This window comes from Streptomyces sp. NPDC044921 (assembly GCF_056432865.1).
On the sequence record NZ_JBWKIF010000002.1, the window covers coordinates 270,572 to 282,823 of the forward strand.

General features: G+C 71.3%; 9 protein-coding genes. 3 read left to right on the forward strand and 6 right to left on the reverse strand.

The window, feature by feature from the left end; all coding sequences use genetic code 11:
• The first annotated feature begins 47 nt into the window (after positions 1-47).
• Positions 48-281, forward strand: a complete 234-nt coding sequence (locus AC07DA_RS03900; RefSeq protein WP_479124315.1) for a DUF6480 family protein — start codon at positions 48-50, stop codon at positions 279-281.
• A 21-nt stretch (positions 282-302) separates the two neighbouring features.
• Here the strand turns inward: AC07DA_RS03900 and AC07DA_RS03905 are convergent, their stop codons facing one another.
• The 6 genes from AC07DA_RS03905 to AC07DA_RS03930 form a co-directional block, all read right to left on the reverse strand.
• On the reverse strand, positions 303-1,391 hold the full coding sequence (locus AC07DA_RS03905; protein WP_479124317.1) for a glutamate--cysteine ligase 2: 1,089 nt from the start codon (positions 1,389-1,391) through the stop codon (positions 303-305).
• A 108-nt stretch (positions 1,392-1,499) separates the two neighbouring features.
• Positions 1,500-3,707: a 1,4-alpha-glucan branching protein GlgB gene (gene glgB / locus AC07DA_RS03910; protein WP_479124319.1), complete on the reverse strand. Its 2,208-nt coding sequence runs from the start codon at positions 3,705-3,707 to the stop codon at positions 1,500-1,502.
• A gap of 3 nt (positions 3,708-3,710) precedes the next feature.
• The gene (locus AC07DA_RS03915; protein WP_479124320.1) at positions 3,711-5,081 is read right to left on the reverse strand and encodes a maltokinase N-terminal cap-like domain-containing protein; all 1,371 of its coding nucleotides are present in this window, start codon (positions 5,079-5,081) and stop codon (positions 3,711-3,713) included.
• A gap of 28 nt (positions 5,082-5,109) precedes the next feature.
• Positions 5,110-6,828 (reverse strand): maltose alpha-D-glucosyltransferase, encoded by a 1,719-nt coding sequence (treS, locus tag AC07DA_RS03920; RefSeq protein WP_479124321.1) that lies wholly within the window; start codon positions 6,826-6,828, stop codon positions 5,110-5,112.
• On the reverse strand, positions 6,825-8,822 hold the full coding sequence (locus AC07DA_RS03925) for an alpha-1,4-glucan--maltose-1-phosphate maltosyltransferase (protein WP_479124323.1): 1,998 nt from the start codon (positions 8,820-8,822) through the stop codon (positions 6,825-6,827). Before AC07DA_RS03925 ends, treS begins: the two co-directional genes overlap by 4 nt.
• A gap of 70 nt (positions 8,823-8,892) precedes the next feature.
• Positions 8,893-9,213 (reverse strand): DUF5133 domain-containing protein, encoded by a 321-nt coding sequence (locus AC07DA_RS03930; protein ID WP_479124325.1) that lies wholly within the window; start codon positions 9,211-9,213, stop codon positions 8,893-8,895.
• 362 nt (positions 9,214-9,575) lie between these two features.
• On the opposite strand from AC07DA_RS03930, the gene AC07DA_RS03935 reads away from it, so the two are divergent.
• Positions 9,576-10,088, forward strand: coding sequence for a pep a2 (locus tag AC07DA_RS03935; RefSeq protein WP_479124327.1), 513 nt, complete (start codon positions 9,576-9,578; stop codon positions 10,086-10,088).
• Positions 10,085-12,241: a glycogen debranching protein GlgX gene (glgX, locus tag AC07DA_RS03940; RefSeq protein WP_479124328.1), complete on the forward strand. Its 2,157-nt coding sequence runs from the start codon at positions 10,085-10,087 to the stop codon at positions 12,239-12,241. The genes AC07DA_RS03935 and glgX overlap by 4 nt, the downstream gene beginning before the upstream one ends.
• The last annotated feature ends 11 nt before the right edge of the window (positions 12,242-12,252 follow it).

Below are 12,252 nucleotides of genomic sequence, written 5' to 3' on the forward strand. Positions count from 1 at the left end.
AAGTGGATCCGCTGATGATCTCGGCGTGATCGGGGGACCCGGGGGACATGAGTCACTACAGTCCGGATCCCGAGCCCGAGCGCAGCACCGGTCTGGAGCCCGGCGGCGGTGTGCCGCCGGGTGAGACCCCGCCCGCGGAGAGCAGCATGCCCGAGGCGCTGCCGCGCGAGACCCACAACCCGACCAAGGGCTGGGCCAAGGCCCCGCTGGCCGTGATCATCGTGATGTCGGTGCTGATCGCGGCGTTCTTCCTGGCCTACGCCCTCGTCCTGATTTTCTGAGGAGCAACGCCCCCGGGACGTCTAGCCCTGCGTATGCCGCACGCACTCGGTGACGACGTCCCGCAGGCTGCCCGTGCGCTCCATCAGTTCGCGCTGCACCCGCGCGCCGTTGCCATCGCGCAGCAGCTCCTCGCACGCCACCCGGGCCTGCTCCAGGTCCCCGGTGCCGTCGAGGGCCTCCTCGACGTGTTCCAGCAGGGTCCGCACGACGGACTCGGCAGGCATGCGGCGCATGGTGGCGGGGTGCAGGAGTTCACCCGTCAGTCCGCAGCGGGCGGCCTGCCAGTCGGCCAGGCGCAGCAGGCTGACGTTGTGATCCAGCGGTTCCCGGCCCTCGCGCCACTCGCGTGCGGCCGTCTCGACCAGCCCGCGCACGAGGGTGGCGATCAGCACGGCCGTCCCGGCGTGCAGGCAGACGTCCGCGACCCGCAGTTCCACCGTCGGGTAGCGGGGCGAGAGCCGCGCGTCGAAGTAGATCATCCCGTCGTCGAGGAGGGCCCCGGTGGCCACCATGTCCGCGATCAGCCGGTGGTACCGCTCGGCCGAGCCGAAGATCTCGGTCGGGCCGGCCGACGGCCAGCGCAGCCACACCCGGCTGCGGTAACTGCTGTACCCGGTGTCCTTGCCCTGCCAGAACGGGGAGTTGGCGCTGAGTGCCCGCAGCACCGGCAGCCACGGCCGCAGCCGGTCGACGACGGCGACTCCCTCCTCGTCCGACTCCACCGACACGTGCACATGACAACCCAGGACGAGCTGTTCCCGGGTGGCGATGCCGTACTGGTCCGCCATCCACTGGTACCGCCGGTTGAGCCCGACGGCCGGGCTGACCGGCAGCGGGGAGGTGGCCAGCGCCGCCACCGTGCAGCCGATGTCCTCCGCGTGCCGGGCGGCCTCCTTGCGGCAGCGGACTATCTCCGCGCGCAGGGCCTCCATGGACGACTGCGGATGCGTGGCGAACTCCAGCATCTGCTCGTGGAGTTCCTTCTCGAACACGTCCTGATCCGCGTCGTCCTGAGCCGCCCGGGCAAGGACCGCGGCGGACAGTGCCCGCGGCTCCCCGGTCTCCGGATCGACCAGGAGGAGTTCCTCCTCCACTCCGACGGTGCGCACCTGATGCCCGCCCTTCCAAGACTCCGAAGCGTCGACCACCGGGTTTTCCCGGGGTAGACCCCCAGTGCCCCCTACAGGCCGGTCGGACACCTGGTGCGCGGGCGGACTTCACCCCGCGAAGGGCGTCAGCCACACCGTGGCCAGCGGCGGCAGGGTGATCCGGACCATGCCGTCCTCCGGCTTGACCGCGTCCGGGTTGGTCACACCGCTGCCGCCGTAGCGCGTGTCGTCGGTGTTGAGCGTCTCCTGCCAGGCGACGACGTCACCCGGGACCCGCAGGCCGTAGTCGGACCGGACGACGGGGGAGAAGTTCGACACCGCCAGCAGCGGGCGGCCCTCGGCGTCGTAGCGCAGGAACGCGTAGACGTTGTCGTCGGCCGAGTCCACCGCCACCCACCGGAAGCCCTCCGGCCGGGTGTCGCACTGCCACAGCGCCGGTGTCGCCAGGTAGGTCCTGTTCAGGTCACGGACCAGGTCGCGCACGCCCCGGTGGTCGCCCGCCGAGTGGTAGCCCTCGTCGAGCAGCCACCACTCCGGCCCCTGCTCCACCGACCACTCCGCTCCCTGCGCGAACTCCTGCCCCATGAACAGCAGCTGCTTGCCCGGGTGGCCCCACATGAAGCCCAGGTAGGCGCGCAGGTTCGCCCGCCGCTGCCACCAGTCGCCCGGCATCTTCGTCACCAGCGCCTGCTTGCCGTGCACCACCTCGTCGTGGGAGATGGGCAGGACGTAGTTCTCGCTGTAGGCGTACACCATCGAGAACGTCATCTCGTGGTGGTGGTACTTGCGGTGCACCGGCTCGTGGGAGATGTACTCCAGCGAGTCGTGCATCCAGCCCATGTTCCACTTCAGGCCGAAGCCGAGCCCGCCGGTGTCGGTGGGCCGGGTCACCCCGCCCCAGGCGGTGGACTCCTCCGCGATCGTGACCACGCCGGGGGCGCGCCGGTACACCGTCGCGTTCATCTCCTGCAGGAACGCCATGGCCGCCAGGTCCTCCCGGCCGCCGTACACGTTGGGCTCCCACTGGCCGTCCTCGCGCGAGTAGTCGAGGTAGAGCATCGAGGCGACCGCGTCCACGCGCAGCCCGTCGACGTGGAACTCCTCGCACCAGTACACGGCGTTCGCGACCAGGAAGTTGCGCACCTCGGTGCGGCCGAAGTCGAACTCGTACGTGCCCCAGTCGGGGTGCTCCGCGCGCCGGTCGTCGCCCGGCTCGTACAGCGGCTCCCCGTCGAACCGGGCCAGCGCCCAGTCGTCCTTCGGGAAGTGCGCCGGCACCCAGTCCATGATCACGCCGATGCCGGCCCGGTGGCAGGCGTCGACGAAGAACCGGAAGTCGTCGGGCGTGCCGAGGCGGGCCGTGGGCGCGTAGAAGCCGGTGACCTGGTACCCCCAGGAGCCGTGGAAGGGGTGCTCGGCGACCGGCATCAGCTCCACGTGCGTGAAGCCCAGGTCCTTGACGTACCTGGGCAGTTCCTCGGCGAGCTCCCGGTAGGTCAGCCCCGGCCGCCAGGACGCCAGGTGCACCTCGTAGACCGAGAACGGCGCCTGGTGCACCGGCCGGTCGGCGCGGTGCGCCATCCACTCCGCGTCGCCCCACTCGTAGTGCGAGGCGGTCACGATCGACGCCGTGTGGGGCGGCTCCTCGGTGCGGCGGGCCATCGGGTCGGCCTTGAGGAAGCGCTGCCCGTGCCGGGAGTGGATCTCGAACTTGTACGCGGTGCCCTCGCCGACGCCGGGCAGGAACAGCTCCCACACACCGGACGCGCCGAGCGAGCGCATCGGGAACTGCGTGCCGTCCCAGTAGGTGAAGTCGGTCGCCACCCGCACGCCCTGCGCGTTGGGCGCCCACACCGTGAACCGCGTGCCGGCCACGCCCTCGTGCGTCATGGGCTCGGCGCCCAGCGCCCGCCACAGCTGCTCGTGCCGGCCCTCGCGGATCAGGTGCAGGTCGAGCTCGCCGAGCGCGGGCAGGAAGCGGTACGGGTCGTGCGTCTCCTGCTCGCCCTCCTCGTAGGCGACGTGCAGGGTGTACGCGGGGATGTCCGCCAGCGGCAGCAGGCCGGAGAACAGGCCGTCGCCCTCCGAGACCAGGGCGGTGCGCCGCCCGTCGACCACCACGCTCACCGCGCGGGCGAAGGGGCGCAGCGCCCGGAACACGACCCCGCCCGGGACCGGGTGGGCGCCCAGCAGCGCGTGCGGATCGTGGTGGGCGCCCGCCAGCAGGCGGCCCCGGTCCTCCGGGCTCAGGGCGGGCGCGGTGCGGCTCGGGACCGGGCCGGACGGCTCCGGGATTGAGGTGTCTCGCAGGGCCACGGCTCAGTCTCCTCTCACGGCGAGGCGCTCGATCGCCGCCATCGGTACGGGCAGCCAGTCGGGGCGGTGCCGTGCCTCGTACAGCACCTCGTACACGGCCCGGTCCGTCTCATAGGCGCGGAGCAGTCCGTGTTTCTTGCGGGGGTCCCAGCCGGCGCGGGCGGCGTAGCCCGCGCAGTAGGCCTCGCGGCAGCGCCGCGCCCACTCCGGGCGCCAGGGGCGGCGCTGCCGGGCGGCGTAGTCGAAGGAGCGCAGCATCCCGGCGATGTCCCGCACGGGGGAGTGGGCGCTGCGCCGTTCGGAGAGCGGCCGGGACGGCTCGCCCTCGAAGTCGATGACGAACCAGTCGCGGCCGGCCCGCAGCACCTGGCCGAGGTGCAGGTCGCCGTGGATGCGCTGGGCGGGCGGCCCGGGATCGCAGCTGGTCAGCGCGGCGAACGCGGACCGCAGACCCGGCACGTACGGCTGCAGCGCGGGCACGCAGTGCGCGGCGGCGCCCAGCCGCTCCACCATGGCCGACGCCGTCCGCGCGTTCTCGCCGGGGGCACCGACCGGGAAGGCCGAGGCCAGCGCGAGGTGCACCTCCGCGGTGGCCGCGCCCAGCGCCCGCGCCTGCGCCGTGAAGTCGTCCCCGGCGGCCAGCGCGTGCAGCGCCAGCGTCCACCCGTCGGAGGCGTCCCGCAGATACGGCTGGAGCACACCGAGGGTGGCCTGGAACGGGTGCTTGGTCTGGAACCAGGCGACGGGCGCCGGGACGCGGTGGCAGCCCTGCCGGGCCAGCGCGCCCGGCACCTCCAGGTCCGGGTTGACGCCCGGCTGGATGCGCCGGAAGACCTTCAGGATGTACTCGTCGCCGTACACCAGCGAGGAGTTGGACTGCTCCGCGTCCAGCAGACGCGGCACCAGCCCGGCGGGCACCCGCTGGTCCGGGTCGCACTCGAAGCGCAGGGGGCCCGCGGTGCCCGGGTGCCGCAGCCGGTCCAGGAGCAGCTGGGCCGACCGCGGGTCGTGCAGCGCGTCGTAGACGGTCATACCGGCCAGCGGCCCGTCCTGCACCTGCCCGATGAGCGCCCGGCCGAGCCGCGGCGAGGGGTGCTCCCGTACGCCGAGCAGCAGCTGGTAGCAGTCACCGGCCGGGGGAGTCCCGCCGGGCGAGGGCACGCCCGTGTGACCCGCGTGCCCGGCGTGGACCAGCAGGTGCAGACAGCCCGGGAAGAGCTCGGTCATCGACAGCAGGCCGAGCTCCGTGACGGGCCGGTCCTTGCCCGCGAACCAGCGCTGCCGCGGCAGCCAGTCCCGCAGGAGCCGGCCGAGCGACTTCATGGGCTCGGCCAGGCGCGTGGGGGTCGGGCGGAGGGATGCGGTCTTCGGCATGGTCACGCCTCCTTTCGTCGGCGCATGCTCACAGTCGCCGGCCGATGCGGGATGCGACTCGCGTGAGCCGGAACCAGTAGAAGCCGTGGCCCCCGAGGGTCAGCAGGTAGGGAAGTTCACCGATGGCGGGGAAGCGGACCCCGCCGAACAGCTCCACCGGATGGCGGCCGGCGAACTCGCGCAGGTCGAGTTCGGTCGGCTGGGCGAAGCGGGCGAAGTTGTTCACGCACAGCACCAGGTCGTCCTCGTACTCCCGCAGGAAGGCGAGCACCGCCGGGTTGGAGGACGGCAGTTCGGTGTAGGAGCCGAGTCCGAAGGCCGGGTTCTGCTTGCGGATCTCGATCATGCGGCGGGTCCAGTGCAGCAGCGACGACGGCGACGACATCGACGCCTCGACGTTGGTCACCTGGTGGCCGTAGACCGGGTCCATGATCGCCGGCAGGAAGAGGCGGCCCGGGTCGCAGGTGGAGAACCCGGCGTTGCGGTCCGGGGTCCACTGCATCGGGGTCCGCACGGCGTCGCGGTCGCCGAGCCAGATGTTGTCGCCCATGCCGATCTCGTCGCCGTAGTACAGGATCGGCGAGCCGGGCAGGGCCAGCAGCAGCGCGGTGAACAGCTCGATGGTGTGCCGGTCGTTGTCCAGCAGGGGGGCGAGACGCCTGCGGATGCCGATGTTGGCGCGCATGCGGGGGTCCTTGGCGTACTCGGCCCACATGTAGTCGCGCTCCTCGTCGGTGACCATCTCCAGGGTCAGCTCGTCGTGGTTGCGCAGGAACATGCCCCACTGGCAGCCCGAGGGGATGGCCGGGGTCTTGGCCAGGATCTCGGAGACCGGGTAGCGGGACTCACGGCGGACGGCCATGAAGATGCGCGGCATGACCGGGAAGTGGAACGCCATGTGGCACTCGTCGCCGCCGCTCGGGTAGTCGCCGAAGTAGTCGACGACGTCCTCGGGCCACTGGTTGGCCTCGGCGAGCAGCACGGTGTCCGGGTACTGCGCGTCGATCTCGCGGCGGACCCGCTTGAGGAAGGCGTGCGTGGCGGGCAGGTTCTCGCAGTTGGTGCCCTCGGCCGCGTAGAGGTACGGCACCGCGTCCAGCCGGAACCCGTCGATGCCGAGGTCCAGCCAGAACTTCAGCGCGGCCAGGATCTCCTCCTGCACGCGCGGGTTCTCGTAGTTGAGGTCGGGCTGGTGCGAGAAGAAGCGGTGGAAGAAGTACTGGCCGCGCACCGGGTCGAAGGTCCAGTTCGACGTCTCGGTGTCGACGAAGATGATCCGCGCGTCCGGGTAGCCCTTGTCGTCGTCGGCCCACACGTAGTAGTCGCCGTAGGGCCCGTCGGGGTCCTTGCGCGACTCCTGGAACCAGGGGTGCTGGTCGCTGGTGTGGTTCATGACGAAGTCGATGATCACGCGCATGCCGCGCTGGTGGGCGGCGTCGACGAACTCCACGAAGTCGGCGAGGTCGCCGAACTCCGGCAGCACGGCCGTGTAGTCGGAGACGTCGTAGCCGCCGTCGCGCAGGGGCGACTTGAAGAAGGGCGGCAGCCACAGGCAGTCCACGCCCAGCCACTGCAGGTAGTCGAGCTTGGCGGTCAGGCCCTTCAGGTCACCGACGCCGTCGCCGTTGCTGTCCTGGAAGGAACGGACGAGCACCTCGTAGAAGACGGCGCGCTTGAACCACTCCGGGTCGCGGTCCCTGGCGGGCGTGTCCTCGAAGGTGTCCGGCACGGGCTCGTTCACGGTCATGACGTTCCTGCCCCTCCGATCCCTTGCGCGGCGGGCGGCGACTGGACGTGGAACACGTGCGCCGGAGCCCGCCCTGGCTCCAGGCGCACGTAGTTGTTCCGGCCCCAGTGGTAGGTCTCGCCGGTGAGTTCGTCGCGCACCGGCACCGGCGCGTGCCAGTCCAGGCCGAGGTGCGGCAGGTCGAGCGAGACCGTGGCCTCCTGGGCGTGGTGCGGGTCGAGGTTGGCGACCACGAGGACGACGTCGGATCCGGAGCGCTTGCTGTACGCGATGAGCGCGTCGTTGTCGGTGTGGTGGAAGCGCAGGTTCCTGAGCCGGTGCAGCGCGGGGTGGGCGCGGCGGATGGTGTTGAGCCGGGTCAGCAGCGGGGTGATGGTGCGGCCCTCGCGTTCGGCGTTCTCCCAGTCGCGGGGCCTGAGCTGGTACTTCTCCGAGTCGAGGTACTCCTCGCTGCCGTCGCGCAGCGGGGTGTTCTCGCACAGTTCGTAGCCGGAGTAGACGCCCCAGGTCGGGGAGAGCGTGGCGGCCAGGACGGCGCGGACCTCGAAGGCGGGCCGGCCGCCGTGCTGGAGGTAGGCGTGCAGGATGTCGGGGGTGTTGACGAAGAAGTTGGGCCGCATGTAGGAGGCGGCCTCGCCCGACAGCTCCGTCAGGTACTCGGTGAGCTCTTCCTTGGTGTTGCGCCAGGTGAAGTAGGTGTAGGACTGCTGGAAGCCGATCTGGGCCAGGGTGTGCATCATCGCCGGGCGGGTGAACGCCTCGGCCAGGAAGATCACATCGGGGGCGGTGCGGTTGATGTCCGCGATGACCCGCTCCCAGAAGACGACCGGCTTGGTGTGGGGGTTGTCCACCCGGAAGATGCGCACCCCGCAGCCCATCCAGTGCCGCAGCACCCGGCAGGTCTCGGCGACCAGGCCGTCCATGTCCGCGTCGAAGGCGATGGGGTAGATGTCCTGGTACTTCTTCGGCGGGTTCTCCGCGTAGGCGATGGTGCCGTCGGGCCGGTGGTGGAACCACTCGGGGTGCTTGTGCACCCAGGGGTGGTCCGGGGAGCACTGCAGCGCGAAGTCCAGGGCGATCTCCAGGCCCAGCTCGCGGGCCTGGTCCACGAACCAGGTGAAGTCCTCCAGGGTGCCGAGACCGGGGTGGACGGCGTCGTGCCCGCCCTCGGGCGAGCCGATCGCCCAGGGCACCCCCACGTCGTTTGGACCGGGGGAGAGGGTGTTGTTCTTCCCCTTGCGGAAGGTCGTGCCGATCGGGTGGATCGGCGGCAGGTACACCACGTCGAAGCCCATCGCCGCGATCGCCGGAAGACGCCGCGCGGCGGTGCGGAAGGTGCCGTGGGGCTGCTCGGGGGTGCCCTCCGAACGCGGGAAGAACTCGTACCAGGACCCGTACAGGGCCCGCTCGCGCTCGACCAGCAGCGGCAGCGGCTCGCTGCTCGTGACCAGGTCCCGCAGCGGATGCCGGGACAGCACCGCGTCCACCTCCGGCGTCAGCGCCGCCGCCAGCCGCGCCACCGGGGGCAGCGTGTCGTCGCGCAGGGTCCGCGCCGCCTCGAGCAGCACGGCGCGGCCGGCCTCCTTCGGCACGCCGGCCGCCGCCCGTTCGTGGAGATCGGCGCCTTCCTCCAGCACCAGTCCCGGGTCGATGCCCGCCGGGACCTTTATGCCCGCCAGGTGGCGCCAGGTGGCCACCGGGTCGCTCCAGGCCTCCACCCGGTACGTCCAGCGGCCCTCGGCGCCCGCCGTGACCTCGGCGCCCCAGCGGTCGCTGCCGGGGGCGAGCTCCCGCATCGGCGTCCACGGGCCGGGGCGGCCCTCCGGGTCCTTCAGCACGACGTTCGCGGCGACCGCGTCGTGCCCTTCCCGGAACACGGTGGCGGTGACCTCGAACGCCTCTCCCACGACCGCCTTGGCCGGCCGGTTGCCGTTCTCCACCGCAGGCCGGACGTCCCGTACCGGGATACGGCCGATGGGCCGGGTCTTGCTCATGGTCCTCACCTCCACCGTGCTCGACAGCCGGGCCGGGGCCCGGTCGGGGGACAGCCGTACGGGAATGCCGTCACCTTCCCGCCGGGGATCTTCTTCCGGCCGCCGGCGCGTGGCGGCCGGGGGCCGGTGCGCCGCGCCCGACCGCGGCGGCCGGACAGGGCCGCTCGCCCGGTTCCTCCAGACGGGCGACCTGGTTCGTCCGCAGGTACCGCTCGGCGGCGTCCGCCGCCTCCCGCGCACAGCGCTTGCCCATCAGCACGCAGAGGGTGTAGCCGGAGTCCTCGAACGTGGCCCGCACGGTGCGGTCGTTCGGCGCCGCGAGCATCACGCGTTCCCAGGCCCGGTAACGCCGCAACTGCCGGGCGACTTCGGCTTTGGCGGGTAGCAGCATGGCGCCGATCACCTTTCGGGCTCGAGGGGCACGGTCTCCCGACGGTCGGACGGCGTGCCGTGCGCGCAGCGGCACGGACCCGTAACGGCGATCGAGTTCTTCACACATGGTGCACGTGTGACGACGCAGCGTCTTGTTGGAGCTTCAACCAATGAGGGTGCGGCTGCGCCGTTCGGGCCACCGGGGGCCGCTCACTTGTGGGCTCGGCCGCCTCAAAGGTGCGCTCGTGTTGCACGAACGGGCTAGCACCGTCACGCTGATGGTGACTCAGAAGCGATACGTGCTCACGTTCCGTGTTCGGGGCTCGTCCCGCATACCGCGGGAACGAGGAGGAGCTGAGCTTCGCGGTGAGGAGCCGACCGATGAAGACCGCAGTGCCCTGCTACTACCACCTCGACGTGGAAGTCAGCCCGGACCGGGTGGGACAGGTCAGCCGCATTCTGGCCGCTCACCTGAGGTTCTGGGATCTGGACAACCTGGTCCAGCCCGTCTGTGGCGGTGCCGAGATGCTGCTCAAGGCCATCGACGAACACGCCACGGACAAGAAGACGTCGATCGAGATGTGGTGGAACGGGCAGCACCTGATCACCGCCATCGGGGACAACGACCGGGCGCTGCGCCCGGACCAGGAACTGCGCGGCTGCCTGGAGCACCTGGCCGCCGTGAGCGACGGCTGGGGCTGCTGCGCCACCGAGACCGGCAGCAAGGTCATCTGGTTCTCGCAGCGCGCCCGCGCCGGCGAGCGCGTCCCGCTGGTGCCGACCGCGCCCGCCCCGCAGGAGAGCGAAGGCCTCGAAGTGCCCCGAGAAGTGCGCGTCACGCAACTGGCCGCCCCGGCCGTCCTCCCGGACGAGGTCCTGGAGGACGCCCGGTGACCCGGCGCCAGACACGGAAAGGGGTGTCCGCGTGGAGCGGGCGCCCCTACCCACTGGGTGCGTCCTACGACGGGGAGGGCACCAACTTCGCGCTTTTCAGCGAGGTCGCCGAACGGGTCGAGCTGATCCTGGCCGACGACGACGGCACCCACACCGCCGTGCCGCTGAACGAGGTCGACGGCTTCGTCTGGCACGGCTACCTCCCCGGGGTCGGCCCCGGCCAGCGCTACGGCTACCGGGTGCACGGGCCGTGGGCCCCGGCCGCGGGCCACCGCTGCAACCCGGCCAAGCTGCTGCTGGACCCGTACGCCCGGGCGGTGGACGGGCAGATCGACAACGACCCCTCGCTCTACGAGCGCAACCCGGACGGTCCCGACCCGGCCGACAGCGCCGGGCACACCATGCTGGGCGTGGTCACCGACCCCGCCTTCGACTGGGGTGACGACACCCGGCCCTCCCGGGCGTACGCGGACACGGTGATCTACGAGGCACACGTCAAGGGTCTGACCCGTACCCACCCCGAGGTGCCACCGGAACTGCGCGGCACCTACGCCGGGCTGGCCCACCCGGCCGTGGTCGAGCACCTCACCTCGCTCGGCATCACGGCGGTGGAGCTCATGCCGGTCCACCAGTTCGTCCACGACGGCGTGCTGCACGACCGGGGGCTGTCGAACTACTGGGGCTACAACACCATCGGTTTCTTCGCGCCGCACAACGGCTACGCCGCCCACGGCACCCGGGGCCAGCAGGTCACCGAGTTCAAGCAGATGGTGAAGACGCTGCACGCGGCCGGGCTCGAAGTGATCCTCGACGTGGTCTACAACCACACCGCCGAGGGCAACGAGCTGGGCCCCACCCTGTCCTTCAGGGGCATCGACAACTCCTCGTACTACCGCCTGGTCGACGGCGACTGGGAGCACTACTACGACACCACCGGCACCGGCAACAGCCTGCTGATGCGCCACCCCTACGTCCTGCAGCTGATCATGGACTCGCTGCGGTACTGGGTCACCGAGATGCACGTCGACGGCTTCCGCTTCGACCTGGCGGCCACCCTGGCCCGGCAGTTCCACGAGGTGGACCGGCTGTCGGCGTTCTTCGACCTGATCCAGCAGGACCCGGTGATCAGCCGCGTCAAGCTGATCGCCGAGCCGTGGGACGTCGGGGAGGGCGGTTACCAGGTGGGCAACTTCCCGCCGCTGTGGTCGGAGTGGAACGGCCTGTACCGCGACGCGGTGCGGGACTTCTGGCGCGGCGAGGACCACACGCTCGGCGAGTTCGCCTCCCGGCTGACCGGTTCCTCCGACCTGTACCAGCACAGCAGGCGCCGCCCGCGCGCCAGCGTCAACTTCGTCACCGCGCACGACGGCTTCACGCTGCGCGACCTCGTCTCCTACAACGACAAGCACAACGAGGACAACGGTGAGGACAACCAGGACGGCGAGAGCACCAACCGGTCCTGGAACTGCGGCGCGGAGGGCCCGACCCGGGACCCGGCCGTGCTCGAACTGCGCGGCCGCCAGCAGCGCAACTTCCTCGCCACCCTGCTGCTGTCCCAGGGCATCCCGATGCTCTGCCACGGCGACGAACTCGGGCGCACGCAGCGCGGCAACAACAACGCCTACTGCCAGGACAACGAGATCTCCTGGATCGACTGGCGGCTCACCGAGGAGCAGCGCGCCCTGCTGGAGTTCACCCGGCACGTCATCCGGCTGCGCACCGACCACCCCGTGCTGCGCCGGCGCCGCTTCTTCCTCGGCGAGACCCTGACCCGCGCCGACCAGCCGCTGCCCGACCTGGTGTGGCTGGCGCCCGACGCGTCCGAGATGACCGACGAGGACTGGCAGCGCGGTGACGCGCACTGCGTCGGCGTCTTCCTCAACGGCGACGCCATCGCCGAGCCCGACCCGCGCGGGCGCCCGGTGGTCGACGACTCGTTCCTGCTGCTGCTCAACAGCCACTGGGAGCCGGTCGACTTCCGCCTCCCGGACGCCGCCTACGGCGAACGCTGGACGGCCCTGATCGACACCGCCGACCCGGAGGGCACCCCCGACGAGTCGGAGCACAAGGCGGGCACGGGCCTGACCGTGGGGCCCCGCAGCCTGGTGCTGCTGTCCCGGCCGTCGCGGGCCGCCGGTGGCACGCCACGCTGACGCGCGGAAAG